Source organism: Streptomyces griseus (assembly GCF_900460065.1).
Classification (GTDB): domain Bacteria; phylum Actinomycetota; class Actinomycetes; order Streptomycetales; family Streptomycetaceae; genus Streptomyces; species Streptomyces griseus.
Genome location: NZ_UAVD01000033.1, coordinates 329,591 through 356,538 on the forward strand (window position 1 = coordinate 329,591; position 26,948 = coordinate 356,538).

The window sequence follows — 26,948 nt, forward strand, 5'->3', positions numbered from 1 at the left end:
GAGGAGGAGCCATGCCGGAGCCCGCCCCCGTACCCACGCCGTCCGCGGACCGCACTGCCCGCCCCTCCGCCCTCCTGCCCGGAGCGACCCACCGGATCCTCGATGTCCCCGGCGGCCGGATCCACTGCGTCGAACAGGGCACGGGCCCCCTCGTGCTCCTCGTCCACGGCTTCCCCGAGTCCTGGTACTCCTGGCGCCACCAGCTCCCCGCCCTGGCCGCGGCGGGGCACCGGGCCGTCGCCATCGACGTACGCGGCTACGGGCGCTCCTCCGCGCCCGCCGCCGCCGACGCCTACCGCATGCTCGCCCACGTCGCCGACAACACCGCCGTCGTCCACGCCCTCGGCGAGGAGACCGCCACGGTCGTCGGACACGACTGGGGCTCGCCCATCGCCGCGAACAGCGCCCTGCTCCGGCCGGACGTCTTCACCGCGGTCGCCCTGCTGAGCGTCCCCTACACGCCCCGGGGAGGCCCCCGCCCCACCGACGGCTTCGCGGGCATCGGGGGCGAGGAGGAGTTCTACGTCAGCTACTTCCAGACCCCCGGCCGCGCCGAGGCGGAGATCGAACCGGACGTACGCGGCTGGCTCACCGGCTTCTACACGGCACTTTCCGGAGACGCCCCCGCCTCCGAGGACCACCCCGGCCCCTTCTTCGTACCCCCGGGCGCGCGGATGGCCGACCGGTTCCCCGGCGGCCCGCTCCCCGGCTGGCTCGACGAACGGGACCTCGACGTCTATGCCGAGGAGTTCGAACGCACCGGTCTGGCCGGCGCACTCAACCGCTACCGCAACGTCGACCGGGACTGGGAGGACCTCGCCGCCTGGGACGGAGTGCCCGTCACCCAGCCCTCGATCTTCATCGGCGGCGCCCTGGACGCCTCCACCACCTGGATGTCCGACGCCATCGCCGCCTACCCGCGCACCCTCCCCGGCCTGTCCGCCGCCCACGTCCTCGAAGGCTGCGGCCACTGGATCCAGCAGGAACGCCCCGACGAGGTCAACCGCCTGCTGACCGACTGGCTGCACGGCCTGCGCCGGACGACGCCCGGCCCGTGACGCCCGGCCCCCGACACCCCGGGTCAGCAGGCCGTGCCGCGAGGCGCCGTCGCGCGCAGCAGGTCGCGGACGAGCGTGAAGTCGGTCTTCCCCGGGTCGGGGAAGCGCAGACACCCCTGGCCCATGCCGTGGGAGGCCGGCCGGCCCGTGAACGCGTCGCGGAGCGGATCCTACGGCGACACACCGCCCACCCGGCGGTGTGTCGCACCCGGGAGCCGCGATCGCCTCCGGCGAAGGTGGACGGATGAACACCGCAGGCATGCTGGCCGAAGCGTTCGACCGGGTCGGGGAAGCGGTCCACGCCGCGGTCGAAGGACTCACGACCGACGACCTCAACGCCCGCGCCGACGCGGGGGCGAACTCCATCTCCTGGCTGGTCTGGCATCTCACACGCGTCCAGGACGACCACATCGCCGACGCCGCCGGAACCGGACAGATCTGGCTCACCGAAGGCTGGGCGGACACCTTCGGGCTGCCCTTCGACGAAACGGCGACCGGATACGGACACAGCGCCGACGAGGTCGCAGCGGTCCGCGTGGACTCCGCCGATCCCCTCCTCGGCTACTTCGACGCCGTGCACGAGCGGACCCTGGACTTCGTCGCGGGACTGGAGGGCCACGCCCTCGACCGGATCGTCGACGAGGGCTGGTCACCCCCGGTGACGCTCGGTGTCCGGCTGATCAGCGTCATCGCCGAGGACCTCCAGCACGCGGGCCAGGCCGCCTTCGTCCGGGGGATGCTGGAACGCGCCTGAGGACCGGTGGCCGGAGGAGTGGCGGACGGGGCCCGCGCACACCCGTGCACTGTGCCATCGGCGGTGCCATACTCGGAAGAAGTCAGCTTGACAGGCTTGCCATCGTCCGAAAGGTGACCGTCATGAGCTGGGCATCTTGGACGACCGCAGGTGTCTACGCGGGAACCGGCGGGGTGCGCACCGAGGAGGCGGGCATACTCAGCGGCGACCTCACGGTGCATACGACCTGGTCCGAGGGGCAGGCCTCGGTGGCCGTGCAGTACAGCGGGTCGTCGGACTGGTTCACCCTCACCGGCAGTCCCGTGCCGTGCCCCTCCGAGGAGGAGAGCCGCGCCTTCCACCAGAGCGTGGTCGAAGCCGTCCGCGCCGGAGAGGGCGCGACAGTCCCTCCGGTCGGCGCGGGACCCGTCTGACGTCGCTCACCGCCCACCGCGCCCCATAGAGTGGATCACCGGATCCGTTCCCCCAGGGACGGGCGCGCGGTACACGGGCGAGGAGCGGTGCACATGGGGCGGGCGGGCACACGACGGTCGAGGAAGAACCGGCCGTTCTGGGTGGAGCTTCCGCTCCTCATCGGCGTCGCCCTGGTGCTGGCGCTGCTCATCAAGACCTTCCTGGTGCAGGCCTTCTCCATCCCGTCGGACTCCATGCAGAACACCCTTCAACGGGGCGACCGGGTCCTTGTCGACAAACTGACGCCCTGGTTCGGGTCGGAGCCGGAGCGCGGCGAGGTGATCGTCTTCCACGACCCGTCGGACTGGCTGGCCAACGTGCCCGTGGACCCGCCCAACACCGTGCAGAAGGTCCTGAGCTTCGTCGGCGTGATGCCCTCCGCCGAGGAGAAGGACCTCATCAAGCGGGTCATCGGCATCGGAGGCGACACCGTGGAGTGCGAGGGCGACGGCCCGGTCAAGGTCAACGGCACCGCCCTGGACGAGCCGTACGTCTTCCCCGGCAACACCCCGTGCAGCGACGACGAGAACGGCGGCCGGTTCAAGGTCACCGTGCCCGACGGCAAGATCTGGGTGATGGGGGACCACCGCCAGGCCTCCGCGGACTCCCGCTACCACCAGGACGATCCGAACCGGGGGATGGTCCCGGTCGACGAGGTCGTCGGCCGGGCCGTCGTCGTCGCCTGGCCCATCGGCCGCTGGGCCACCCTGCCGGTGCCCGAGACGTTCAAGAACGTGCCGAACAAGCCCTGACGGCTGTCCCGCGACGTCGCGCCGACCCGTGACGCGCCCGCGCTCTGCGTGCGGGAGTCCCCGTGCGCGAACTCGTCAGCGCGGCGCGAAGTTCCGTACGTACCGGCGCTGCCAGGGCGTTTCCACCGCCCGCGGGTGGTAGCCGGCGCGGACGAACGCCACCGCCTCCTCGGCGGGCACCCCGTCCAGTACGGCCAGAACGGCCAGCGCCGTCCCGGTCCGGCCCATCCCGCCGCCGCAGGCCACCTCGACCCGCTCGTCGGCCGCCCGCTCCCACACCTCGCGCAGAAGGACCCGCGCCTGCTCCCGGTCCGCCGGGAGCCGGAAGTCCGGCCACCGCAGCCAGCGCGACTCCCAGCGGACCGGCGGCGGGGTGCGGCCCTGCAGGTACACGGCGAAGTCCGGTTCGGGGCCCGGGGGGAGCGGCTTGCGCAAGCCCCGGCCCCGCACCAGCCGTCCCGAGGGCAGAGCGAGGACGGCGGGGTCGGCGGCGTTCCAATGTTCGGTCACGTCCCCCAACCTAGTGGCTGTCCTGCCGGGTTCTCCCGCCGTTCAGGCCGCGATGTCGAGATCCCGCGCCAGCAACTCCGCCAGCTCCTCCACCGCCGCCCGCGCCCCGTCGCCCTCGGCGCTGAGGACCACGGGCTCCCCGTACGGCGCCGCCAGGGCCAGCACCGCGAGCATGCTGCGGGCGTCGACCGGGTCGCGGCCCTCACGGGCGATGGTCACCTTGACCGGCTGACGGGCGGCGGCCTTGACGAACAGCGACGCCGGACGGGCGTGCAGCCCGCTGCGGGAACCTATGACGACGGTCTGCTGGTGCATGGATCCTCCTGGGTGAGGGACGGTGGTGACAGAGGGGAGTGGTGAGGTGGTCAGGCGGCGACCGTGACCCGGGAGTCGTCGGAGCCCGTGGCCCCCGCCTCCGGGGCAGGGACCGGTACCGCCCGGCGTGCGCCCTTGAGCAGGACGACGAGCGCGGTCGCCACCAGCGTCCCGGCCGCGATGGCGAGCAGGTAGAGGAACGGCTCGCCGATCAGCGGGACGACGAAGACGCCGCCGTGCGGGGCGCGCAGGGTCGCGCCGAAGGCCATCGACAGCGCGCCGGTGACCGCGCCGCCCGCCATCACGGACGGGATGACTCGCAACGGATCGGCGGCGGCGAACGGGATCGCGCCCTCGGTGATGAACGAGGCGCCCAGCACCCAGGCCGCCCGGCCGTTCTCCCGCTCGGTCTTCGTGAACAGCTTCTTCCGTACGGTGGTGGCGAGCGCCAGCGCCAGCGGCGGCACCATCCCGGCCGCCATGACCGCGGCCATCACCTTCAGGCTGCCGTCGGTCGGGTCGGCGAGACCGCCGACCGCGAAGGCGTACGCCACCTTGTTCAGCGGGCCGCCCATGTCGAAGCACATCATCAGCCCGAGGACGACACCGAGAATCACCGCGTTGGAGCCCGACAGGCCGTTCAGCCAGTCCGTCAGCCCGCTCTGCAGCGAGGCGATCGGCTTGCCGACCACGATGAACATCAGGAAGCCCACGACCGCCGACGCGATCAACGGGATCACCAGCACCGGCATGATGCCGCGCAGCGTCGCATGGACCGGGACCCGCTGGATCGCCATCACCACCGCACCGGCCAGCAGACCGGCGACCAGACCGCCGAGGAACCCGGCGTTGACCGTGAGCGCGATGGACCCGCCGACGAAGCCCGGCACCAGCGCGGGCCGGTCGGCCATCCCGTACGCGATGTACCCGGCCAGCACCGGCACCAGGAACGCGAAGGCCGCCGAACCGATCTGGTTGAGCAGCGCCGCCCAGCTGTCCGCCTCGACCCACACGAAGTGGTCGGCCACCGACTCGGCGCTCGCCGTCTCGTAGCCGCCGATGGCGAACGACAGGGCGATCAGCAGACCGCCGGCCGCGACGAACGGCACCATGTAACTCACGCCGGACATCAGATAGGTGCGGAGCCGGACGCCGAAGTGCGCGCGGTCCGCGCCGGATCCGTCCCCGTCCCCGTCGCCGGAGTCCTTGCCGCCGTCGGTCTCGGACACGGCGGCGATCTCTCCGCGTTCCGCCTTGCGGCGGGCCTCGGCGATCAGTTCGGCCGGCCGGTTGATGCCCGCCTTCACCCCGACGTCGACCAGCGGCTTGCCGCGGAAGCGGGACTTCTCCCGGACCTCCACGTCGTGCGCCCAGATCACGGCGTCCGCCGCCGCGACGACACCAGGGTCCAGCTTCTTGAAGCCGCCCGAGCCCTGGGTCTCCACCGTCACCTCGACGCCCTCGGCGCGGCCCGCAGCGGTGAGGGACTCGGCGGCCATGTAGGTGTGGGCGATGCCGGTGGGGCAGGAGGTGACGGCGACGATCCGGAAGGGGACGCTCCCGGACGCTTCGACGGCCTCGGGCTCCGATTCCCCTGCCCCGGGGGCGGGCTCCTCCGTCGGCTCCTCGCCCCGGATCAGCGCGGCCACCGCCGCCGGGTCCGTACCGGCGCGCAGCGCCGCGGTGAACTCCGGGTCCATCAGCCGACGGGCCAGCCCCGACAGGATGGTGAGGTGGTCGTCGTCGGCCCCGGCCGGGGCCGCGATGAGGAAGATCAGGTCGGCCGGACCGTCGGCCGCCCCGAAATCGATGCCCGCCCCGCTGCGCCCGAAGGCCAGTGTCGGGGCGGTCACATGCTCACTGCGGCAGTGCGGGATGCCGATGCCGCCGTCGAGGCCGGTCGGCATCTGCGCCTCGCGGGCGGCGACATCGGCCAGGAAGCCGTCGAGATCGGTGACGCGGTGCGCGGCCACCATCCGCTCGGCGAGCGACCTCGCGGCGGCGTCCTTCGTGGTGGCGGACAGATCGAGGTCGACCAGTTCCGCGGTGATCAGCTCACTCATCGCGGGGCTCCTTGCTCGGGGACCGCCGTGCGGCGGCTCGGGGGGACGGGGCGGCGGGCGTGGGGGCGGGGGCTGTACACGAGTCGCGGGCGTTGCGGGAGTTGTGGCGGCGACAGGCCGTACGGGGGCGGGTGACGGGGGTACGGGGTCACGGGGCGGGCTCCGTCAGGGCCCGGTCCAGCGGCACGTCGGAGGTCGTCACGACCGACGGCAGATCGAGGTCGGCCGGGGTGGGCATGAGGCTTCCGGCCAGCTGTACGGCCGCGGCCCCGTGGGCGACGGCCGAGGCGAGAGCCTCCGGGCCCCGCCCGCCCGCGGCCAGGAAGCCGGCCAGGGAGGCGTCCCCGGCGCCGACGTTGCTGCGGACGACGGCGACCGGTGCGGTGGCGAAGCAGGAGCCCGACGCCTCGACCAGCAACTGCCCGTCGGCGCCCAGACTCGCCAGCACCGAGCCGGCGCCGCGCTCCCGCAGCTCCTCGGCGGCCTTCAGCGCGTCGCCCACCGTGGCGAGCGGCCTGCCGACGGCCTCGGCGAGCTCCTGGGCGTTGGGCTTGATCACGTCGGGTCCCCGGTCCAGGGCGGCGGTCAGCGCCGCTCCGGAGGTGTCCAGCGCGATCCGCGCGCCGGCCCGGTGGCTCCGCTCGACCAGCTCCGCGTACCACCGCGGCGGCAGTCCGCGCGGCAGGCTCCCGCAGCAGGCGACCCAGTCGGCGGCGGCCGAGTGCACCCGTACCGCTTCCAGGACGTCCTCCGCCTCGGCCGGACTCAGCTCGGGGCCCGCCGCGTTGACCTTGGTGAGGGTGCCGTCGGGTTCGACGAGGGTGACGTTGACCCTCGTGTTCCCGGCGACCGGCACACCGACCGCCTCGATGCCCAGGTCGCCCAGGAGCCGGGTGAGCAGGGCGCCCTCCGGGCCGCCCAGCGGGGCGACGGCGACGGTGCGGCGCCCGGCCGCCGCGACCGCGCGGGAGACGTTGACGCCCTTGCCGCCCGGGTCGACGCGGTCCGCCGTGGCGCGCAGCACGCTGCCGCGGGTCAGCCCCGGCAGCTCGTAGGTGCGGTCCAGGCTGGGGTTGGGGGTGACGGTGAGGATCATGCGCGTACTACTTCCGTGCCCCGGCTCTCGATGGAGCGGGCGTCGTCGGGGCTGAGGCCCGTGTCGGTGATGAGCAGGTCCACCTCGGTGAGATCGCCGAAGCGGGCGAAGTGGTCCTGCCGGAACTTGCCGGAGTCGGCGAGCAGGACGACCCGGCGGGCCGCCTTGATCACGGCCCGCTTCACCGCGGCCTCCGCGAGGTCGGGGGTGGTCAGGCCGGTGTCGGGGGAGAAGCCGTTGGTGGCGAGGAAGACCACGTCGGCGTTGATCTCGGCGTACGAACCCAGCGCCCAGGCGTCCACCGCCGCGCGGGTGCGGTGCCGGACCCGGCCGCCCACCAGATGCAGCGCGATGCCGGGGTGGTCGGCGAGCCGGGCGGCCACCGGCAGCGCGTGCGTCACCACGGTCAACGCCGCGTCGACCGGTACGGCGGCGGCCAACCGTGCGGTCGTCGTCCCGGCGTCCACGATCACATTGCCGTCGACGGGCAGTTCGGCGAGGGCGGCCCGGGCGATCCGGTCCTTCTCGTCGGCGGCGACGGCGTCGCGTTCGGCGAGGTCGGGCTCGAAGTCGAGCCGCCCGACGGGGATCGCGCCACCGTGCACCCGGCGGAGCAGCCCCGCCCGGTCCAGGGCCTTGAGGTCGCGCCGGACGGTCTCGGCCGTCACCTGGAACTCCTCGGCCAGGGACAGCACGTCGACCCGCCCGCTCTCCTGCGCGAGGCGGAGGATCTCCTGCTGACGCTCCGGTGCGTACATAGGGATGTGTTTCCGTTTCATGCCTGAGTCTGTGGTTTCGCGCTCACGTTACGTCCGGGGTGCGGGAATGTAAACACAATCGGGCGAGAAATGGGCATGAACGGAAGAGTGGGCGCACGGAAGGCCGGAAGGCGGACACACACCGAGCGTGTGCGCGCGAAAGGGGCGGGGCGCACCGTGCGCGGTGCGCCCCGCCCGGGGGTTCGGTCACGGTGTGCGGGGCGCGTCCTCGTTCAGGGGGCGGGCCAGCAGGGGAGTGCCGGGGACCTGGTGGCCGCCGCTGGCGAGCATGCGGACCTCGCCCCGGTCGCTGATCTCGGCGCGCACGATCCCCGTCTCGTCCTCGTAGACCGGGAATCCGCCGGCTCCCAGCCGGTCGGTGAGCCGCACGCGGACCACGTCGTCCGCGGCGCCGGACAGCTGGAAGATGAGCTCGTAACGCTCGGTGTGCACCTTGTGGTCCATGACGGCCTCCGGGCCGGGCGCGGAGAATACGGCCCTGCCGCCATTGTTTCGCACCCCGGCGTCCACCGCCCGGGGAGCGACGGCCAACGGGCGGACCCGCCCGGTCGATCGGGTGGTTCCCCGGTAGGACAACATGACCGGTGGCCCGGAGGGCTAGGCATGCGTGCATGAGACTTGAGCCTCGACGAATGAACAGTGCCTCCTCCCGTGCCCGCACCCTCAAGACGGTCGGCGCCCTCGGCATGGCCGCAGCCACGGCCGTTCTGATGACCGGATGCGGTCAGAGCCCGGACAGCGCGACGAGCGCGGCCACCTCCGAAGCCGCGAAGGTCGTCCCGCAGAAGCAGACGACGTCCCCCTCGGCCAGTGCCCGGCTGACCGAGGACCAGCAGGAGCGCAAGAAGGTGCTCGACGCCACGAAGGTCACCTTCGACGACGCCGCCACCACCGCCACCGGCGAGGTGGCCGGGGGCAAGCTCGTCGACCTGGACCTGGAGGGTGTGGACGACGACGACCAGGACCAGAGCCCCAGCCCGACGGGATCCGGCAGCCCCACCGGTTCGGCCAGCCCGACCGGCTCCGCCAGCCCGAGCGGAACCGGCAGCCCGAGCGCGAGCCCGGGCTCCGAGGGCCCGATCTGGGTCGCGGAGGTCGCGGAGAAGGACGGCACGGTCCACACCGTCCGGATCAACGCGGTCGACGGCAAGGTGATCGAGGCCCGGGTCGACGCGGACCAGGACGCGGACGACAAGAAGCAGACCGCCGACCGGCTCGCCCAGGCCACCCAGACCCCGCAGCAGGCCGCGAAGGTCGCCACCGAGAAGAAGAAGGGCACCGTCACCTCCGTCGGCCTCGACGACAACGACGGCAAGGGCGTCGTCTGGCAGGTCGACGTGGTCGGCTCGGACTGGAAGAAGACGACCTTCGACGTGGACGCGAAGACCGACACCATCGTCCGCGAGGAGACCGACAACGACTGACCGCCGCCCCGCCTGACCCGCCCAGGGGTACGCCGGACGTCCGGCGTACCCCTTCCACGTCCTAGGTGTACGGACCACGAGCGTTGTCAACGCCGATCGGGCTCGATCAGGGCGAAGGCCTCCGTGTGCGGTCGAGCAGCCGGCAGACGAAGTCTTCCTGGAGCTCGCGGAGCGTGGCCAGCAGCCGGGGGTTGGTCGAGCTGTTCACCTGGGAGGTGAGGGAGACGGTCAGCGACCGTTTGCCGTCCTTGGTCCCCGCGGCGAACTGCGTGTAGCCGGGGAAGTTGCCGGTGTGGCCGTACACGGTGCCGCAGCGCGTCGTGTACGAGAACACCGCGAGGCCGGACCTGTTGCGTCCCGGGCCGGCCGGTTCGGAGCTGCCCGCCACGAACGTCAGCTGCTGCCGCCTGACCTCGGGGCCGATGCCCAGCCCTCCGGCGTACCCCCGGATGAAGGCGCCCAGGTCCCGGGGTGTGGAGACGATGCCGCCCGAAGCCCACACGCCCGACGCGCCGAGCACCGTGCTGACGTCCTCGGGCGCGGCCGGCGGGTCCACCGCGTAGCCGTGCAGGTAGGGCTCGGGCAGCCGGTAGCCCTGCGGCAGGCTGGTGTCGCGCAGGCCGAGCGGCCGGTACACGAGTTCGGCGAGGAGCTTCTCGTACCGCTGTCCCGTGGCCGCCTCGGCCATCAGCGCCACGGCGATGTTGTCGGAGTTGGAGTAGCGGTACGCCGAGCCCGGCCGGAACCGCAGGGGGTCCCCGGCGACGTAGTCCAGCAGCCGGCGGGAGTCGAAGCGTCGGCGCGGGTCGGCGGTCAGCTCGGCGACGAACGCCGGGGCCTGCGTGTAGTCGGGCAACCCGCTGGTGTGGTTCAGCAGCTGGCGGAGCGTCACCCCGTGCCAAGCGGCGGGGAGCCGGGGCAGCCGACGGCCGAGGGTGTCGTCCAGGCCGAGCGTGCCCCGCTCGGCCAGTTGCAGGGCGACCGAGCCGCTGAAGGCCTTCGCCGTGCTGGCGATCCGCATGTGGTCGGTGGTCCTGGGCGGGCGCCCGCTGCCGAGCCGCGACGTACCCGCGCGGTACACCTCGCTCCGGCCGCCCGCCGTGAGGACGGCGATGGCGCCGGGCGGGCCTCCCGGAGTGTCCACCAGCGCCTGGAGTCCCCGCCGCAGTTCGGGATCGACCGGTCCGTGCGGGCCCTCCCCGCCCGCGTGGGCCGGGCCCGACACCAGCCCGGTGAGCGATACGGCCGCCACGGCCGCGACGAAGGATCTTCGCAGCGAGGACCTGCCGCCGAGACGGGGGAGCGGGGCAGCGGGGCGCGTACGTACGGGCACGGGGGCCTCCTGAAGGCGGTGGGCGTCGCGCGGAGCGGTGGGGTCCGCTGCCGCGAGCCCCAGCATCGGGCCGCCCGGCCGGGCTCGCCCGCGAGGTGGACCATCCGGCCGATCACCGCCACACCGCCGGCTCCGGACAGCACACCACCGCCCGCTCCACCGCCGTCGCCCCCCTTACGGCGCCGTTCAGTGGGCCGGGGGAGCGCCCCCGCTCAGATCGAGGACGTACCGCCGCCCGGGGCGGTCGCCGAACATGACGTCCTCCAGCGGTTCGAAGCCGGAGCGCGCCAGCACCGCTCGGGAACCCGTGTTGTCCAGCGTCGTCTCCGCGCGCAACGCGGTGAGGCCGTACTCCCGGACCGCCAGGACGCAGACCTGCTGGACCGCCCAGGTGGCCAGCCCGCGCCCCGCGGCCTTCTCCGCTATCCGGTAGCCCAGCTCGGCCGAACGCTCCCGCACCCCGAGGAGGTTGATCCGGCCGATCACGCCGCCGTCCTCGTCCTCGATGAGATGGAAGTGGTGCAGCCCCGCCTCCTGTTCGGCGAGCAGCTCGCGGTGGCGCTCGGCGAACGCGGCGAAGTAGGCGTCGCCCCGGTCGGGGATCGAGGCGGCGAAGTAGGCCCGGTTCTCCCGCTCGAAGGCGAGCAGAGCCTCGGCGTGGTCGGGACGGAGCCGGCTGATGGACGTCATACGGGGATGCTAGGCGGTGCCTCGCCGGGGCGTCCCGCGCCCCGCGTCCTGCGCCCGCCTCCGGTCGGGGCCCGGCCACCCCGCCCGGGGGCCGGACGGGGTGGCGGAGTCGGTGCGGCGTGCGGCTTCCGGCTATCCGGGGTATCCACGCTCCAGCGCGTGGGCCAGGCCGCGTTCGGCGTCGTCGGCAGAAGCGCGCCGGTAGGCCAGCTCGTACGCCGAGTCGCCCGCGACCTGCCGGGCCCGGAGCTCCCACTGCTCGCGGATCGCCCCGAGCTCCGGGGTCCCCCGGTGCGGGTGGCCGATCATGCGCCAGTACGTGTGCCCGGTGCCGGAGGCACGGGCCGCGGCCACTCCGTTCCCCTGCGCGGCGATGGATCCGGCGAGCAGATCGAGGCCGAGCGCTATGCCGAGGCTGTCGTGGAGCTCGTGCTTGCTCGCGAGCATCGCGCGCGCGTGGCTCTCGGCATGACGAGGACGGCCCTGGAGAAGGTGGATGAGGGCGAGTTGGTGATCGGCGTACGCCCGTGCCCAGTGCTCGCCGAACCGCAGACTGATCCGCTGGAGCCGCATGGCCTCCTCGTACGCCTCGTCGAGCCGGCCGAGCGCGGACAGGGCGAACAGGCGTATCACCCGGCAACGCAGCTGGGAGGGGGCGTCCGCGGGGTCGCCGTCGTGCCGGCCCAGCGCGCGGTCGCTGACGGCGTACGCGGTGAGCGGCCGGCCCATCATCAGATACGTGAAGCTCATGGAGTGGGCCGCGAGCAGTTCCGCCTCCGGGTCCTCGTCGCGCTGTGCGGCGTGCCGGCACTCCTCGCCGGTGCGGCGGGCCGCGTCGTGGTCGCCCTGCAGGGTCAGCGTGATGCCCAGGGCCCACAGCGCGCGGGTACGGTGCGGACCGGCGGAGAGCGGCAGGGCCAGCACCCGTTCCAGATAGGTGCGGGCCTGGTGCAGATGGCCGCAGCAGCTCCAGAAGAGGCCCGCGCACCCGGCCATCTCCATCGCCATCTCCGGGTCCTCGGCCAGCAGGTGGTCCAGGGCCGCGCACAGGTCCGCGTGGGTGTCGGCGATCCGGTGGTACCACAGGACCTGCGACGGCCCGAGCCAGCCCGCGTACGCCTGGACGGCGACATGGGCGAAGTGCCGGGCGTGCCGGTCCACCAGGAGCGCGTCCTCCGCCAGCTCCGCCAGCCACATCGCCCCGTACTCGCGCAGGGTGTCCAGCATGCGGTAGCCGTCCCCGGTCCGTCGGAGCACGGACTGGTCGGCCAGGCGTTCCAGGGCCGGTGCGACGGCCCGGGCGTCCAGTGGCCCGCCCGCGCACACCGCCTCGGCGTCCGGTGCGGTGATGACGCCCCGGAAGACGGAGAGCCGCGCCCACAACAGCCGCTCCAGCGGCGCGCAGAGCTCATGGCTCCAGCCGATGGTGGTGCGCAGGGCCCGGTGGCGGCGGGGCCAGACGGTGTCGTCGGTGAGCTCCTCCGTCCGGGAGGCCAGCCGTCCGGTGATCTCCTGCGCGCTGCTCTCGCGGAGCTGGGCCGCGGCGAGTTCGACGGCGAGCGGTATGCCGTCGAGCCGACGGCAGATCTCGGCGACGGCGGCCGCGCTTTCGGGGTCGTCGAGCGAGAGGGCCGGGGCGACCACGGCCGCGCGTTCGTGGAAGAGTCGGACGGCCTCGTCACCGTCGTCGCCGGCGGAGAGAGGGGGCACCTCCACGCACTTCTCGCCCGCCGCGCCCAACGGCTCCCTGCTGGTCGTCAGGACCGTCAGACCCGGCGCTGCGGCGAGCAGTTCGGCCACGAGCTGCCCGCAGGCGCCGACGATCCGCTCGCAGCAGTCGAGAACGAGCAGCAGCCGTCGACCGGACAGCCATTCACCGAGCGCGGCCACGGGCCGGCGGGGACTGTGGTCCAGAAGTCCGACCCCGTCGCAGACCGTGGTGGCGAGCAGTTGCTCGTCGTGCAGATGGGAGAGGTCGGCCCACCAGACGCCGTCGGTGTAGCGGTCCCGGGCACGCTCGGCGGTGCGCAGGGCGAGCCGGCTCTTGCCGACGCCGCCGGGCCCGGTGAGCGTGACCAGCCGGTGCTCTCGAAGTGCCTGTTCGACACTGCCCAGTTCGTTGTCGCGTCCGACGAAGCTGGTCGTCACGACGGGGAGGTTGCCCATCACGGGGACATCCTGCCTCGCTGCGGCCCACCACCTCCGTTCATAGCGAAAAGCAGTCAGAAACGGCCGACAATGCATCCTGCTCGATCGGCAAGTGGCAGAGATCGAAGAGGCGGTGGGATCGTGCCCCGCCGCTCGGTGCCCGGTGCTCCGGCGGCGGCGCAGCGCCGGGGGCGGACGGAGCGGTGGCCGGCGGAACCGCGGCCGGGAGGCTCTGTCCTACCCCTGCGCTACGTTGCTGGCATGACGCAATTCGTACTGGTGGCAGGGGCCTGGCTCGGGTCCTGGGCATGGCGTGACGTGGAGCCCGGCCTGCGCGCGGCCGGCCACGGGGTCCATCCGCTGACCCTCTCCGGCCTCGCCGACAGACAGGAAGCGGTGGCGGTGGGGCAGCGGACCCACGTCCAGGACATCGTCGACGTGGTCGAGGGCCGGGACCTGCGTGACGTGGTGCTGGTCGGCCACAGCTACGCGGGCATTCCGGTCGGGCAGGCCGCCGAGCGGATCGGTGACCGGCTCGCCCGAGTCGTGTTCGTCGACTCCAACGTTCCGGCCGACGGCGAGTCCTTCGTCTCCGGCTGGCCGGACGGCCGGGCCGGCGTCGAGGCCGCCATCGCCGCCAACGACGGCCTCTGGCCTCCGCCGGCCGCCGCCGACTGCGCGGACCAGGGGCTCACCGAGGAGCAGCTCGCCCGGTTCCTCGGCGGTGCGACCCCGCACCCCGGCGCCACGCTCACCGATCCCGCCGTCCTGGCCCGCCCCCTGGGTCTGCTGCCCGCGACGTACCTCACCTGCCTGCTCGACCAGCCCGAGCCGAGCCCCGAGGTACGCGAACTGCTGGCGGGCGGGCGGTGGCGGCTGGTCACGATGGACACCGGCCACTGGCCGATGTTCTCGCGGCCGGCCGAGCTCGCCCGCGTCCTGCTGGACGCCGCGGGAGCGGACGCCCGACGATGACGGCCACGCCCCGCCCGGAGCGGCGTTCCCCGGAGGAAGCGGCCACGGAACACCCGGAGATCACCTACATCGGGTGCGCGCGCTGCGGCACCCTGATCGCCGGTCTCGACGGGCGTTACGCCTGTTCGGGCTGCGGCTGGGTCAACGAGTGGACCGAGGGCCACCGGCCCCTGCCCGAGGCCCGGCGACGGCGGCCGGCGGACACGACGTAGGCGTACCGGCCGGCCCGTGCCCTGCCCCCGGCCCCGTCTTCACGCCCCTCGCGCCTTTGGCTCCCGCTCCTGGCGCGCCCTCCCGCCCTCCGAGGAGTGCAAACATGTCCGACCCGCACGACGCCGACGCGATCCGCGCGGCTCTGGCCGAGATCGCCTCACTGCTGGCCCCCGCGCACCCCGCCGTGGCCGAGGAGGTGCTGCGCGCCCACGACAGCCCTCACGCGTACGTCAACGCCTTCGGTGACCGCCTCGCGGAGCGGGGGGTCGACGAGCCGGTGGACAACCTCGCCTGGATCGCGCTCATCGACGCGCTCGACGCACACGGCCTGCTCGCGGAGTTCGACTGGAAGGAGGACGCGCGGGAGATCCGGGCCCGGCTGCGGAAGCTGGAATCGAGACCCTCCGTCGATCCATGGGCGGACGGTGAGGCCGAGGACGCGCTCCTGCCGACCGAGCCTTTCCTGCACGCCTGCGGCCGCCGTTACCGGGAGACCGGTGCGGCGCTGGCCGTGCTCGACATCGAGTCCGACTGCTATCCGGTGGTGGGTCTGCGGGCCGCCCGTGCCGACGAGCTGACCGCGCTCGCGGCCCGCGCGGGCTTTCCCGTGCGGCACCTCGGCGTCGGCCGTCGCAGGCCGTGACGGAGCCGCCGCCCACGCCCTCCGGGGTGGGGCGGGGCGCTGTTCCAGCAGGTGCGGCGGGGTCCGCGCGCCGGAATGGAATCGCGACCGCCACCGCCCACCACGTACACTCGCCCCCGCCTCCGCCGACCGGCAGAGGCTTTTCGCACCAGACCGCCGGGGAAAAAACCGTATGAGTTCCGCAGACAGCACCGAAGCACCGATCTACGCCGGCCTCGTCGAGGAGCACGGCGACGTGCCCGCCGAAGTACGCAGAGTCGCCGAGGAGGTCCTGCGCGAGGCCGACCGCGCCATCGACTTCGGCACCGTGCGGACGGCCGCGGCACGCTAGGGACCGCGGGCCGGAAACCCCGGTCGCAGCCGTCTCGCGGCGGCCATGTCCATCACAGGACGATAAACGTCCTGCAACTATTGCCATATTCTTGCGTTCGTGACGCGATGGTTTGCTGAAGCGCCGTCGTCAGTGAAAGCGGGTGAGGCTGCGGTAGGCCGGGCGTTCGATCCTCGCGCCCGACGCCACCGCGGCCCCCGGTCGCCCCGTCACGACCGCCCGGCGGCCGTGCTTCGGTGAGCGGTCCACGCAGCCGCGTGGAGAGCGCTCCCAGCCGGCCGCCGAGGGGCGACGGCGCCGCGGGATCGCCGTCGCGCCCGCACCGGCCGGGCCTCCGGCCGTCGGGCCCTCTGCCGCCCGTTTCCCGTGGTGATCCCGCCCTGTCGCCGTTGCCCGCGCCCGTGGGCGTCGCGTGCGGGCGCCGTGCGCCCCGCAGTGCTCCGGCCGCCCGGCGGCCGTCGTGTGCCCCGCGCCCCCGGAGCTCCCGCCGCCCCTGCGCTCGCACGGGGCCGGCGGCCGGGCCGCGGGCCCGTCCCGCATGCCGCCCGCGACCCGTCGGCGATCTCGCGGGTGAGCGTCCGCCTCCATGGTTCTCCACGGTTTCGTCCACCGGCTAGGCCTGTAGCGGGCAAGATCTGTCAAAGATTTACGAAATCAACGTGACATCTTGCGGACATTCGTCGGCGGTGGTTGAGTGTGGCTCGCCGCACAGCTCGGGGCTGTGGGCTTCCCGCACTCCTGCCCTAGAGGGGTCCACCGATGAGAAGTTCTGTCCTTCGTCGTACCTGCACCGCCGCCGTCGCCACCGCACTGGCCATCACCGGCCTGGCCGCCTGCAGCTCCGAGAGCGACGGCGCCGCGGACGGCAAGACGCGCATCACGGTCAACTGCTGGCCCCAGCCGAGTGCGAAGATCGACCACAAGCGGTTCGACGAGGACGTCAAGACGTTCGAGAAGAAGAACCCCGACATCGACGTCACCGCGCACGACGCCTTCCCCTGCCAGGACCCCAAGACCTTCGACGCGAAGCTGGCCGGCGGTCAGATGGAAGACGTCTTCTACACGTACTTCACCGACACCGAGCGCGTCGTCTCCATCAACCAGGCCGCGGACATCACCGCGTACGTCAAGGACCTCAAGGCGTACAAGGACATAGCCCAGCCCCTGCGCGACGCCTACACCGTCGACGGCAAGATCTACGGCATTCCGCGCACCAACTACTCCATGGGTCTGCTCTACAGCAAGCCGCTCTTCGTCAAGGCGGGCCTCGACCCGGACAAGCCGCCGGCCACCTGGGAAGAGGTCCAGGTCGCGGCCAAGAAGATCGCCGCCCTCGGCGACGGCACCGTCGGCTTCGCCGAGTACAGCGCCCAGAACCAGGGCGGCTGGCACTTCACCGCCTCGATCTACTCCCAGGGCGGCGCGGTCGTCAGCGAGGACGGCAAGAAGGCCACGGTCGACACCCCCGAGGGCAGGGCCGTCCTGCAGAACCTCAAGGACATGCGCTGGCGCGACAACTCCATGGGCGCCAAGCAGCTGCTCATCATCAACGACACCCTCCAGATGATGGGCTCCGGCAAGCTCGGGATGTACCTGGCCGCCCCCGACAACGTCCCGCGCATCGTCAAGGAGGCCGGCGGCAAGTACGAGGACCTCGCCTTCGCCCCGATGCCCGGCGGCAAGGGAACCCTCATGGGCGGCGACGGCTACATGTTCAACAAGAAGGCCTCCCCGGAGCAGATCAAGGCCGGCCTCGCATGGCTGGAGTGGACCTTCCTCACCCCGGGCCAGGGCTACATGAACAACTACGCCCGCGCCGCCGAGGACAAGTCCCCGGTCGGTCTGCCCGAGCCGCGCCTGTTCACCGGGGCGACCGACACCAGGGACCAGGAGCTGAAGAAGGCGTCCGCCAACGTCCCGGTCGAGAACTACCGGGCCTTCATCGACGGCGGCCAGCAACTCGACATGAAGCTGGAGCCCAAGCACGGCCAGCAGATCTACGCCGTCCTCGACGGCGCCGTCTCCGCGGTCCTGACGAAGAAGGACGCCGACATCGACGCCCTGCTGAAGGACGCCCAGTCCAAGATCGACGGAATTCTGGCCCGGGGCTGAGAGAGCCATGAAGACCACGTCCCGACCCGCGGCGCCCGCGAGGCCGCGGTCCGCCGGCCCGACGCCTCCCCCGGGGGCCACGGGCACGGCGGGCCGCGGGCCCCTCGGCCCACTGCGCAGGAAGATCGCCGACCAGGCCACCGCCTACGGGTTCCTGATCGGCGGCCTGCTCTGCTTCATCCTGTTCTCCTGGTACCCGGCCGTCCGGTCGGTGATCATCGCGTTCCAGAAGTACACCCCCGGCTCCGACCCCGAATGGGTCGGCACCGCGAACTTCTCCCGCGTCTTCCAGGACCCGGAGTTCGCCGCAGCCTGGCGCAACACCCTCACCTTCACCGTGCTCGCCCTGGTCATCGGGTTCGCCATCCCGTTCGTCATGGCCCTGGTCCTCAACGAACTGCGGCACGCCAAAGCCTTCTTCCGGGTCGTCGTCTACCTCCCCGTGATGATCCCGCCGGTGGTCAGCGCCCTGCTGTGGAAGTGGTTCTACGATCCGGGCGCGGGACTGGCCAACGAAGTGCTCGGCTTCCTCCACCTGCCGACGTCGAACTGGACCAACGGCGCCGACACCGCGCTCGTCTCACTCGTCATCGTCGCCACCTGGGCCAACATGGGCGGCACCGTCCTCATCTACCTCGCCGCCCTCCAGGGCATTCCCGGCGAGCTGTACGAGGCCGCCGAACTGGACGGCGCGTCCGTCTGGCAGCGCGTCCGGCACATCACGATCCCGCAGACCCGCTTCATCATCCTGATGCTGATGCTCCTGCAGGTCATCGCGACGATGCAGGTGTTCACCGAACCCTTCGTCATCACCGGCGGCGGACCGGAGAACTCCACCGTCACCGTGCTCTACCTGATCTACAAGTACGCCTTCCTCTACAACGACTTCGGCGGCGCGTCCGCCCTCAGCGTGATGCTCCTGCTGGTGCTCAGCGCCTTCTCCGCCCTGTATCTGCGACTCACCCGCACCGACTGAGAGGAGCGTCGCCCGCCATGACACAGACAGCTCCGCCCCCGGTACAGAAACCGCCCGCCGTCCGCACCAGGAGGTCCGGCGACGCCCCGGCCGAGCGGTCGCCGCGTACCGTCATCTCACCGCTGGCACTCGCCGGACGCCGCGGCAAGGTCGCCTACTGGTCGGTCTTCACCCTCGTCGTCCTGCTGTTCGCGTTCGCGTTCCTCTTCCCCGTGTACTGGATGGTCACGGGGGCGATGAAACCGCCCGAGGAAGTGGTGCGCACCCCGCCCACCCTCGTCCCCGAGCAGTGGCGGGTGAGCGGCTACACCGACGCCTGGGACCTGATGCGGCTGCCGACCCACCTGTGGAACACGGTCGTCCAGGCGACCGGCGCCTGGGTGCTCCAGATCGTCTTCTGCACAGCCGCCGCCTACGCCCTGTCCAAGCTCAAGCCGGCCTTCGGCAACATCATCCTCGGGGGCATCCTCGCCACCCTCATGGTCCCCGTGCAGGCCCTCGTCGTACCGAAGTACCTCACCATCGCGGACATGCCGCTGATCGGCGTCAACCTGCTCAACGACCCCCTGGCGATCTGGCTGCCGGCCGTCGCCAACGCCTTCAACCTCTACCTGCTCAAACGGTTCTTCGACCAGATCCCGCGCGATGTCCTGGAAGCCGCCGAGATCGACGGGGCGGGCAAGCTCCGCACCCTGTGGTCCATCGTCCTGCCGCTGTCGAGACCCGTCCTCGGCGTCGTGTCGATCTTCGCGCTGGTCGCGGTGTGGCAGGACTTCCTCTGGCCCCTGATGGTCTTCTCCGACACCGACAAGCAGCCGATCAGCGTGGCACTGGTACAGCTCTCGCAGAACGTCCCGCTGACGGTGCTCATCGGGGCCATGGTCATCGCGAGCATCCCGATGGTCCTCATGTTCCTCGTCTTCCAGCGGCACATCATCGCCGGAATCAGCGCCGGCGGCACAAAAGGCTGACCGCGCCGGACGGCACCACCTGTGCCGTCCCCCCGGACCCGCCGCCGCCCCCGGCCTTCCCGCCCCGCTCCGGGGCGGCGGCGTCAGGAAACCCCCGCCCTCTGTCGCGCGGACCGGCCCACACCCCGCCGGCCACCGCGCCCCGCCCGAAAGGAACCCGCCTTATGGAAGGCAGCCAGCTCGCCGCCGAGGACTGGTGGCGCTCGGCCGTCATTTACCAGGTCTACGTCCGCAGCTTCGCCGACGGCGACGGCGACGGCACCGGCGATCTGACAGGCGTGCGGTCCCGGCTGCCCTACCTGGCCGAACTCGGCGTCGACGCCCTGTGGTTCACCCCCTGGTATCGGTCCCCGATGGCGGACGGCGGGTACGACGTGGCCGACTACCGGGCCATCGACCCCTCCTTCGGCGACCTCGCGGAAGCCGAGAAGCTCATCGCCGAAGCCCGCGAGGCCGGGATCCGCACCATCATCGACATCGTTCCCAACCACGTCTCCGACCAGCACGTCTGGTTCAGGGCCGCGCTCGCCGCCGGCCCCGGCAGCCCGGAGCGCGAACTCTTCCACTTCCGGCCCGGCCGGGGCGAACACGGCGAACTGCCCCCCAACGACTGGGAGAGCGAGTTCGGCGGGGTGCCCTGGACCCGGGTCGAGGACGGCGAGTGGTACCTCCACCTCTTCGCCACCGAGCAGCCCGACCTCAACTGGGCGCACCCCGCCGTACGCCAGGAGCACGAGGACGTCCTGCGCTTCTGGTTCGAACGCGGCGTCGCCGGGGTGCGCATCGACTCCGCCGCCCTCGTCGCCAAGGACCCGGCCCTCCCGGACCTCGACGGACACCAGGGGCCCCACCCGTACGTCGACCGGGACGAACTGCACGACATCTACCGGAGCTGGCGGGCCATCGCCGACGCGTTCGGCGGCATCTTCGTCGGGGAGGTGTGGCTGCCCGACTCGGAGCGCTTCGCCCGCTACCTCCGCCCCGACGAACTGCACACCGCCTTCAACTTCACCTTCCTCAGCTGCCCCTGGGACGGCACACTCCTGCGCCGGGCCATCGACGAGACCCTCGCCGAACACGCCCCCGTCGGCGCGCCCGCCACCTGGGTCCTCTGCAACCACGACGTCACCCGCACCGTCACCCGCTACGGCCGCGAGGACACCGGCTTCGCCTTCACCGCCAAGGCGTTCGGCGTGCCCAGCGATCTGGAACTGGGCACCCGCCGCGCCCGCGCCGCCGCCCTCCTCTCGCTCGCCCTGCCCGGCTCCGCCTACCTCTACCAGGGCGAGGAACTGGGCCTGCCCGAGGCCGACGTACCGCTGGACCGCGTCCAGGACCCCATGTACTTCCGCTCCCAGGGCCGCGCCCCCGGCCGCGACGGCTGCCGCACCCCGCTGCCCTGGTCGGCCGGCGAACCGTTCGCCGGCTTCGGCTCGACCGTCGAACCCTGGCTTCCGCTCCCCGCCGACTGGCCGGGCCGCGCGGCCGACCTCCAGGCCCAGGACCCCCGGTCCATGCTGGCCCTCTACCGGGAGGCACTGCGGCTGCGACGCACCCTGACCGCCCTGCACACCGAACCGCTGCGCTGGCTGAGCGAGGAACCCGGACTCCTGGTCTTCGCCCGCGGCGAGGGCCTGGTCTGCGCCGTCAACCTCGCCGAGGAACCCGCACGGCTCCCCGCCCACACCGAGGTGCTCCTCACCAGCGGCCCCCTGGACGCCGAAGGCCGGCTGCCCGGGGACACGGCGGTGTGGCTGGCCGTCTGATCCGGTACGTCGCACCGGCCGGGGGAGTGCCCGGTCCCGGACGCCGCCCGGTGTCCGGGACCGGGCAACCCGGAACCCGCCCCGGGCGGCGTCCCCGAGCCCGGGGCGGCCCCACGGCAGCGGCGATCGGCCCAGAGCGGCTGAGTACCCGCACTCAGGCCCCACGCCCCGGCCGCCACGACGATGAGGGGGTGGCGGGCGAAGCCGAGGCAGGGCAGGTCCCGACCGCGCCGCCGTCCGGACCCGGACGGCCCCGCCCGCCGGACCCCGGGAGAACCGTGCTCAGCCGTATCGCCGCCGTCGTCGTCCCCTCGCTCGGACGCCTCACGGTCACGTCCGACCACGCCGCGGCCCCGGCCGCCGGCAGCATCATCGTCGCCAACCACACCTCCCTGGCCGATCCGGGCATCGTCCTCGCCGCACTGCTGCGCCTCGGCGTCGAACCCGTCGTCATGGCCACCGCGGGGCTGTGGCGGATACCGGTCCTCGGCCGTCTCCTGGAACGCGGCGGCCACGTGCCGGTGCACCGGAACACCGACCGGGCCGCGGGCGCCCTCGACGCGGCGGCCCTCGCGCTCAGGGGCGGCCGCCACCTGCTCATCTACGGAGAGGGACGCCTGCCCTCCCGCTTGGACGCGGCCGAGGCCCCGCCGGAGAGCTTCCGCAGCGGCCTCGCCCGCCTCGCGCACGTGTCCGGTGCGCCCGTCGTGCCGCTCGGCCAGGCGGGAGCCCGCCGGGTGACATCGGGTTCGTGCGTCAAGCAGATCTCCGGGCTGCTCACCGCTCCGGCCCGCCGCCCCCGGCTCCACGTCCACGTCGGCGCCCCGCTGTGTCTCCCGCCGCAGGTCGAGGCGGCGACCGTCACGGCCCGCGAAGCCGTCACCGCCGCCTGGCGCACGGCCGCGCACCACCTCGGCGAACCCGCCGCGCACGCCGGACGCTGAACGGCCGGCGTGACCCGAGGGGGAACGGCTACCCGGCCTCCCGCGCCACCCGCTCCAGGCGCTGCCGGTACTCCTCCCACCACGCGCGGTCGCCCGGCGGCATGTTGTCGGTGCCCGACTGCAGTCCGACCGTCCCGTCGACGAGCTCCCGGACGAGGTCCGCGTGCCCGGCATGGCGCTGGAGGTCGGAGATCACATGGACGAGGATCTGGTGCAGAGTCACCTCGCCCCGCTCGCCGGGCCACCACCGGACCCGCCCGACCGCGTCGAGCGGCAGCTCGGCGATCGTGGCGTCGGCGTGCTCCGCCACCCGGCGGTAGAGGGCGAGGATCTCCTCGCGCGACTCGTCGGCCGTCGCCCACATGTCCTGGTTCGCCTCGGCGTCGTCCTCGTAGGCGGGCAGCACCTCGCCGAACGGCCGCCCGAACGTCTCGCCGAAGTACCCCAGCTCCACCCCGGCGGCATGCTTGACCAGCCCGAGGAGATTGGTGCCCGTCGGTGTCAGCGGACGCCGGACGTCGTACTCGCCGAGCCCTTCGAGCTTCCACACCAGGGCGACGCGAGCGGACTGGAGATAACGCTGGAGGTCAGCCTTGGGCTGTGATGCGGTCATGCGGGGCAGTCTGTCACCGGGCACTGACAACCACGGACCCCGTCCCGCCACGGGCGGCGCGCACCCCGCCCGCGCGGCACGCGGCCCCGGGTGGCGGCGGCGACCCCGGCAGCGTAGGTATGGAGGCGTGCCGCTCCCAAGGACGCCCGACGCCACGGAGCGCACCGGCCCGCGACGGCCGGTGACCAGCAGGCCCACCCGGCCGGACCGGTGTCCGTGTCCGGCGGCTCACCACCGGGGACGAGGAGACCGATCCCGATGACCGCGGCAGAGCAGAGCACCCCGGTGCACGGGATCCCGTGCTGGGTCAGTCTCATGACCCGGGACCTGCGGGCCACCCAGGACTTCTACGGGGCCGTCCTCGGGTGGACCTTCCGCTCGGGCACCCTCGGCGAGGGCTTCACCGTCGCCCACCTCGACGCCCTGCCGGTCGCGGGGATCGGCCGGATCGCCCCCGGACTGCCCAGCGCCGTCTCCTGGACCCCGTACTTCGCCGTCGAGGACGTCGACGCCACAGCGGCCCGGGTCCGGGAACGGGGCGGCACCATCGCCGTCGGCCCGATCCGGCTCGGCCCCGGGCGGGGCGCCGTGGCCGCCGACCGGGAAGGGGCCGGATTCGGCTTCTGGGAGGGCCGCACCCCGCCCTGGTCGTTCGGCCGAGACCACCCGCCCGCCTCCCTCGAACTGCGCACGAGCCACGCCTTCGACTGCGCGATCTTCTACGCCGAGGTGTTCGGGTGGGCCTCCGAGGAGCCCGGCGGCTGCGAGGTCGGCTACGCCTACCGACAGGACGCGGTCGTCGTACGCCAGGGCGGGCGCACCGTGGCCACCCTGCGCGGAGGCGGCGACGCCTCGTCCCCCGACCCGCGGCTGCGCCCGCGCTGGCACATCCGCTTCCCGGTCGCGGACCTGGAGGCGGCCGTCGGGGCGGCCCGCGCGGCCGGCGGCACGGCGGGACCGCCGGTGGACTCGCCCGCCGACGGGACCGAAGCCGTGATCAGGGACCCCGACGGCGGCATCTTCACGGTCTGCGCCCACCCGCCGGACGCCGCCTGAGCCCGCCCGACCGCGAAGGCGACCGTCAGCAGGCGCGGAACACGTACCCCGGCCGTCCGGCCGGCCGGACGTCGAGATCCCGGCGCACCACGGAGACCCGCGCCCCCACGGACGAGCACGCCTTCGCGAAGTCGTCGTCGGTGTACTCGACGACGAACACCCGGTCGCCGTACGCGTCGGCGTAGTCGGCGCACTCGTCGTACCGGCCGCACTCCTCGGCCACGGCGAAGTCGAATCCGATCGTGTCCCGCTGCCCCAGCAGATCGGTGGTGTTCTTCTGGCCGATCGCCAGCCCGGCGGCGTGCGCCCGGTCGGCCAGGAGCTTCGCGAACGCCGCGTTGTGCGCCCGGGTCAGCAGCCCCTTCGATCGCTCGTAGGAGTCCAGGTTGTCCGGCTCCACCGCCTGGAAACCGGCCTTCGCGCAGCCGTCGATCCAGCCCCCGACGATGTCCGCCAGCCGGCTGCGCCTGTCCGCGGTCGAGGTGTCCAGCAGCGCCTCGCCCCAGGCCTCGTCGTTGACGAGCTCGCCGTCGCCGTCGCGCAGCAGCAGATCGGGGTCGTCCTTCTCCCACCGGTCCAGCGCGTCGGGCTGGGTCTGGAAGGCGTTGACGTAACAGACGTTGTACAGGCCTTCGGCCGGCTCGTCGCCACGGTCGCGGGAGACCGCCCCGACCCCGTCGGGCGGGGTGTACGCGCCGCCGATCTGGTAGTCGAAGGCAACGTCGGCCTCGGGCGGCACGACCTCGGGCGCCGCCCCCGAGGCGAAGGCGTTGGACAGGAGCAGTCCCGCTCCGGTCGCCATCGCGACACCGCCGGCCAGACCGGCGAGTGTGCCTTTGCGACGGAGGAACGGACGGACGGCGTGCTGGGACATGCGTGACTCCCGTGCGTGGACTTCGGAACCTGCCTCCCCATCATGAACGGCCGATCATGAGCGAATCGTGAGCGTCCGCCCCGCCCCGGGCCGCGACCGGGCGGGCGCGAGCCGCAGGACGAACTCCGCGCCGCCGCCGGGACGCGCCCGGACGGACAGCGACCCCCGGTGGGCCTCCGCGATCCGCCGCACCAGCGACAGGCCGATCCCCGTTCCCCCGCCCGGCGAACTGAACCGCTCCGTCAGCTCCGGCAGCCTGGCCGGAGCCACGCCCGGGCCCCGGTCGGCGACCCGCACCTCCGGTCCGCACACGGTCACCAGCAGTTCGGCCCCGTCCGGCGGCACCCCGGGAACCCGGCCGTGCCGCACGGCGTTGTCCAGCAGATTGCGCACCGCGACCCGCACGAGCGCGGCGTCCGCCTCGACCACCGACTCCTCCAGCCGCGACTCCAGGCCGGGCCCGCCCTCCGGCAACTCCGCACACACCTCCTCGACGAGCTGGTCCAGGCGCAGCGGCTCCGCCCGTACGACGTCCGCCGCGGCCTCCAGCCGCCCCCGGGTCAGCAGGTTCTCCACGACGTCGGCCATCCGGTCGGCCGCCCGCCGGATCCGGGGCAGCTGCCCCTCCAGGCCGCCCGGAGCCCCGGCGGCCACCTCCACCGATCCGCGCATCACCGCGACCGGGGTCCGCAGTTCGTGCGCCGCGTCGGCCAGCAGCCGCTCCTGCTGCTCCAGCGCCTCCCAGGCCGGCCGCAGGCTCCGCCCGGAGAGGACGTGCCCGGTCAGCGCGGCCAGCGCCGTCAGCGCACCGGCCCCGATGACGAGCGAGAGGACCAGACTGCGGTGCTCGGCCGCCCCGCGCTCCGGATCCCCGACCGCGACGGCCGCGCCCGCCACCTCGTCGGTGGCGTCGTGGTAGAACGGCACGGCCAGCAGCCGGACGGGCTCTCCCGTACGGTCGCGTGCCCCGGTCCGTACCGGCCCTTCCTCGTCCATCGCCGAACGGGCCACTTCCCGGACCGTGCCGGCCGCCACGGCGAACTGCGCGGTGCGCCCCCGGAACACGGTGACCGGTCCACCGCCGGGACGGCGCTCCACCACCAGGACCTGCGGGGTTCCCGAGGTCGCCTCGTCGTCCGCGAGCCCGTCCAGCCGGATCCGGTCGTCCTCGTAGTAGACGAGCGAGGCCGCGACGGACGCCCGGCGGCGCATCTCGTCGTACTCGGCGTCCATCCGTGCCCGGTCGTCGGTACGGATCACCAGCCAGGACAGGCAGGCCAGTCCGACGACGGTGATCAGCGTGTACGCGGCGGTCAGCCGCAGCCGCAGCCGGTGCAGCCGCCTCCGGGCCGGGGAGCGGCGCCGCGGTACGGGGGCCGCCATCAGGACGGCCCCGGATCCGCCGACAGCAGGAATCCCTGCCCGCGCACGGTGTGCACCAGGCCGGGGGAGCCGAGCTTGCGCCGCAGCCCCGCCACCACGGCGTCGACCACGTTGGAGACCGGGTCGGCCATCTCGTCCCAGCAGTGCTCCAGCAGCCCGGTGCGGGTGACGACGGTGTCCCGGTGGACGAGGAGTTGCTGGAGCACGGCGTACTCCTTCGGGCTCAGCGACAGCAGCACACCACCGCGCCGCACCTCGTGCCGTGCCACGTCCATGACCACGTCGGCGCAGCCGAGGAAGGAGGGGAGCCGTGCCGACGCCCGGCGGCTCAGGCCCCGGACGCGCAGGACGAGCTCGCGCATCGAGAACGGTTTGGCCAGATAGTCGTCCGCTCCGCTCTCCAGCCCCCGCAGCCGCTCGTCCAGGGAGTCCAGGGCGGTGAGGCACAGGACGGGCACCGACCAGCCGGCCCGGCGCCTGCCCTCCAGCGGCGCGAGGGTGTCGCCGGAGGGCACCATCCGGTCCAGCACCACACAGTCGTACGCGCTCAGGTGCAGCAGTACGTCCGCCTCCGGCCAGTCCGACGCGCAGTCCACGGCGAAGCCGCCGTCGCGCAGCCCGGCCGCGATCACGTCCCGCAGGTCGTCGTCGTCCTCCACCAGCAGCACACGCATGGGGAGGATGCCTCCGATGTCTTGTCCGGCGGGGGAGACCCG

The 26,948-nt window shown here is 73.0% G+C and carries 28 protein-coding genes; 15 read left to right on the forward strand and 13 right to left on the reverse strand.

Translation table 11 applies throughout. The annotated features are described in order from the left end of the window. Positions 1-11: 11 nt before the first annotated feature. From DTB53_RS25585 to lepB, 4 genes are all read left to right on the forward strand, one after another. A complete protein-coding gene (locus DTB53_RS25585; RefSeq protein ID WP_012382272.1) occupies positions 12-1,058 on the forward strand; it encodes an alpha/beta fold hydrolase in 1,047 nt (348 codons plus the stop codon). Between the two features lie 244 nt (positions 1,059-1,302). Further along, positions 1,303-1,812, forward strand: a complete 510-nt coding sequence (locus DTB53_RS25595; protein ID WP_012382273.1) for a mycothiol transferase — start codon at positions 1,303-1,305, stop codon at positions 1,810-1,812. Positions 1,813-1,934: 122 nt separating this feature from the next. Then, positions 1,935-2,225 (forward strand): hypothetical protein, encoded by a 291-nt coding sequence (locus DTB53_RS25600; protein WP_003971182.1) that lies wholly within the window; start codon positions 1,935-1,937, stop codon positions 2,223-2,225. A 93-nt stretch (positions 2,226-2,318) separates the two neighbouring features. Further along, positions 2,319-3,017 (forward strand): signal peptidase I, encoded by a 699-nt coding sequence (gene lepB / locus DTB53_RS25605; RefSeq protein ID WP_003971183.1) that lies wholly within the window; start codon positions 2,319-2,321, stop codon positions 3,015-3,017. A 75-nt stretch (positions 3,018-3,092) separates the two neighbouring features. Here lepB and DTB53_RS25610 read toward each other — a convergent pair whose 3' ends face one another. The 6 genes from DTB53_RS25610 to DTB53_RS25635 all read right to left on the reverse strand — a co-directional run bounded on the left by DTB53_RS25610 (position 3,093) and on the right by DTB53_RS25635 (position 8,224). Further along, complete coding sequence (locus tag DTB53_RS25610) at positions 3,093-3,527, reverse strand: protein-tyrosine phosphatase family protein (RefSeq protein WP_012382275.1); 435 nt, start codon at positions 3,525-3,527, stop codon at positions 3,093-3,095. Positions 3,528-3,569: 42 nt separating this feature from the next. Continuing rightward, positions 3,570-3,842, reverse strand: a complete 273-nt coding sequence (locus DTB53_RS25615) for an HPr family phosphocarrier protein (RefSeq protein WP_012382276.1) — start codon at positions 3,840-3,842, stop codon at positions 3,570-3,572. A gap of 50 nt (positions 3,843-3,892) precedes the next feature. Next, complete coding sequence (locus DTB53_RS25620; RefSeq protein ID WP_012382277.1) at positions 3,893-5,905, reverse strand: PTS fructose transporter subunit IIABC; 2,013 nt, start codon at positions 5,903-5,905, stop codon at positions 3,893-3,895. Between the two features lie 148 nt (positions 5,906-6,053). Beyond that, positions 6,054-7,001 (reverse strand): 1-phosphofructokinase, encoded by a 948-nt coding sequence (pfkB, locus tag DTB53_RS25625; protein WP_003971187.1) that lies wholly within the window; start codon positions 6,999-7,001, stop codon positions 6,054-6,056. Then, the gene (locus DTB53_RS25630) at positions 6,998-7,759 is read right to left on the reverse strand and encodes a DeoR/GlpR family DNA-binding transcription regulator (RefSeq protein WP_003971188.1); all 762 of its coding nucleotides are present in this window, start codon (positions 7,757-7,759) and stop codon (positions 6,998-7,000) included. The genes pfkB and DTB53_RS25630 overlap by 4 nt, the downstream gene beginning before the upstream one ends. Positions 7,760-7,966: 207 nt before the next feature. After that, positions 7,967-8,224 carry a DUF6296 family protein gene (locus DTB53_RS25635; RefSeq protein WP_030703378.1) on the reverse strand — a complete coding sequence of 86 codons (258 nt, stop codon included), beginning with the start codon at positions 8,222-8,224 and terminating at the stop codon, positions 7,967-7,969. Positions 8,225-8,412: 188 nt separating this feature from the next. Between DTB53_RS25635 and DTB53_RS25640 the strand changes: the two genes are divergently transcribed. Then, on the forward strand, positions 8,413-9,204 hold the full coding sequence (locus DTB53_RS25640) for a PepSY domain-containing protein (RefSeq protein ID WP_078562781.1): 792 nt from the start codon (positions 8,413-8,415) through the stop codon (positions 9,202-9,204). Positions 9,205-9,310: 106 nt separating this feature from the next. Here DTB53_RS25640 and DTB53_RS25645 read toward each other — a convergent pair whose 3' ends face one another. The 3 genes from DTB53_RS25645 to DTB53_RS25655 all read right to left on the reverse strand — a co-directional run bounded on the left by DTB53_RS25645 (position 9,311) and on the right by DTB53_RS25655 (position 13,393). Then, positions 9,311-10,603, reverse strand: coding sequence for a serine hydrolase domain-containing protein (locus DTB53_RS25645; RefSeq protein WP_012382279.1), 1,293 nt, complete (start codon positions 10,601-10,603; stop codon positions 9,311-9,313). A gap of 120 nt (positions 10,604-10,723) precedes the next feature. Beyond that, on the reverse strand, positions 10,724-11,227 hold the full coding sequence (locus DTB53_RS25650) for a GNAT family N-acetyltransferase (RefSeq protein ID WP_012382280.1): 504 nt from the start codon (positions 11,225-11,227) through the stop codon (positions 10,724-10,726). 132 nt (positions 11,228-11,359) lie between these two features. Further along, positions 11,360-13,393 carry an ATP-binding protein gene (locus DTB53_RS25655; RefSeq protein ID WP_012382281.1) on the reverse strand — a complete coding sequence of 678 codons (2,034 nt, stop codon included), beginning with the start codon at positions 13,391-13,393 and terminating at the stop codon, positions 11,360-11,362. A 243-nt stretch (positions 13,394-13,636) separates the two neighbouring features. Here DTB53_RS25655 and DTB53_RS25660 point away from each other — a divergent pair, with 243 nt between their 5' ends. From DTB53_RS25660 to DTB53_RS25695, 9 genes are all read left to right on the forward strand, one after another. Then, complete coding sequence (locus DTB53_RS25660) at positions 13,637-14,350, forward strand: alpha/beta fold hydrolase (protein ID WP_003971194.1); 714 nt, start codon at positions 13,637-13,639, stop codon at positions 14,348-14,350. Beyond that, on the forward strand, positions 14,347-14,562 hold the full coding sequence (locus DTB53_RS25665) for a hypothetical protein (protein WP_012382282.1): 216 nt from the start codon (positions 14,347-14,349) through the stop codon (positions 14,560-14,562). The genes DTB53_RS25660 and DTB53_RS25665 overlap by 4 nt, the downstream gene beginning before the upstream one ends. 104 nt (positions 14,563-14,666) lie before the next feature. Continuing rightward, the gene (locus DTB53_RS25670; RefSeq protein WP_012382283.1) at positions 14,667-15,206 is read left to right on the forward strand and encodes a DUF6630 family protein; all 540 of its coding nucleotides are present in this window, start codon (positions 14,667-14,669) and stop codon (positions 15,204-15,206) included. Between the two features lie 172 nt (positions 15,207-15,378). Then, on the forward strand, positions 15,379-15,537 hold the full coding sequence (locus DTB53_RS36940) for a hypothetical protein (RefSeq protein ID WP_003971197.1): 159 nt from the start codon (positions 15,379-15,381) through the stop codon (positions 15,535-15,537). 759 nt (positions 15,538-16,296) lie between these two features. Further along, a complete protein-coding gene (locus tag DTB53_RS25675; RefSeq protein ID WP_003971198.1) occupies positions 16,297-17,649 on the forward strand; it encodes an ABC transporter substrate-binding protein in 1,353 nt (450 codons plus the stop codon). A 7-nt stretch (positions 17,650-17,656) separates the two neighbouring features. Beyond that, entirely contained in the window at positions 17,657-18,625 is a 969-nt protein-coding gene (locus DTB53_RS25680) for a carbohydrate ABC transporter permease (protein WP_012382284.1), read from the forward strand. Between the two features lie 17 nt (positions 18,626-18,642). Beyond that, positions 18,643-19,596, forward strand: a complete 954-nt coding sequence (locus DTB53_RS25685) for a carbohydrate ABC transporter permease (RefSeq protein WP_003971200.1) — start codon at positions 18,643-18,645, stop codon at positions 19,594-19,596. A gap of 164 nt (positions 19,597-19,760) precedes the next feature. Further along, the gene (locus DTB53_RS25690; protein ID WP_003971201.1) at positions 19,761-21,362 is read left to right on the forward strand and encodes a glycoside hydrolase family 13 protein; all 1,602 of its coding nucleotides are present in this window, start codon (positions 19,761-19,763) and stop codon (positions 21,360-21,362) included. Between the two features lie 278 nt (positions 21,363-21,640). Continuing rightward, positions 21,641-22,306: a lysophospholipid acyltransferase family protein gene (locus DTB53_RS25695; RefSeq protein WP_012382285.1), complete on the forward strand. Its 666-nt coding sequence runs from the start codon at positions 21,641-21,643 to the stop codon at positions 22,304-22,306. Between the two features lie 28 nt (positions 22,307-22,334). On the opposite strand, the gene DTB53_RS25700 is transcribed toward DTB53_RS25695, so the two are convergent. After that, on the reverse strand, positions 22,335-22,919 hold the full coding sequence (locus tag DTB53_RS25700; RefSeq protein WP_012382286.1) for a DinB family protein: 585 nt from the start codon (positions 22,917-22,919) through the stop codon (positions 22,335-22,337). 258 nt (positions 22,920-23,177) lie between these two features. On the opposite strand from DTB53_RS25700, the gene DTB53_RS25705 reads away from it, so the two are divergent. Continuing rightward, a complete protein-coding gene (locus DTB53_RS25705) occupies positions 23,178-23,975 on the forward strand; it encodes a VOC family protein (protein WP_012382287.1) in 798 nt (265 codons plus the stop codon). A 25-nt stretch (positions 23,976-24,000) separates the two neighbouring features. Here the strand turns inward: DTB53_RS25705 and DTB53_RS25710 are convergent, their stop codons facing one another. The 3 genes from DTB53_RS25710 to DTB53_RS25720 are packed head-to-tail and all read right to left on the reverse strand — an operon-like array spanning position 24,001 to position 26,906. Next, positions 24,001-24,849 carry an endo alpha-1,4 polygalactosaminidase gene (locus DTB53_RS25710; protein WP_003971205.1) on the reverse strand — a complete coding sequence of 283 codons (849 nt, stop codon included), beginning with the start codon at positions 24,847-24,849 and terminating at the stop codon, positions 24,001-24,003. Between the two features lie 54 nt (positions 24,850-24,903). Continuing rightward, positions 24,904-26,232, reverse strand: a complete 1,329-nt coding sequence (locus DTB53_RS25715; protein WP_012382288.1) for a sensor histidine kinase — start codon at positions 26,230-26,232, stop codon at positions 24,904-24,906. Continuing rightward, positions 26,232-26,906, reverse strand: a complete 675-nt coding sequence (locus DTB53_RS25720) for a response regulator transcription factor (RefSeq protein ID WP_012382289.1) — start codon at positions 26,904-26,906, stop codon at positions 26,232-26,234. Before DTB53_RS25720 ends, DTB53_RS25715 begins: the two co-directional genes overlap by 1 nt. Between the last annotated feature and the right edge of the window lie 42 nt (positions 26,907-26,948).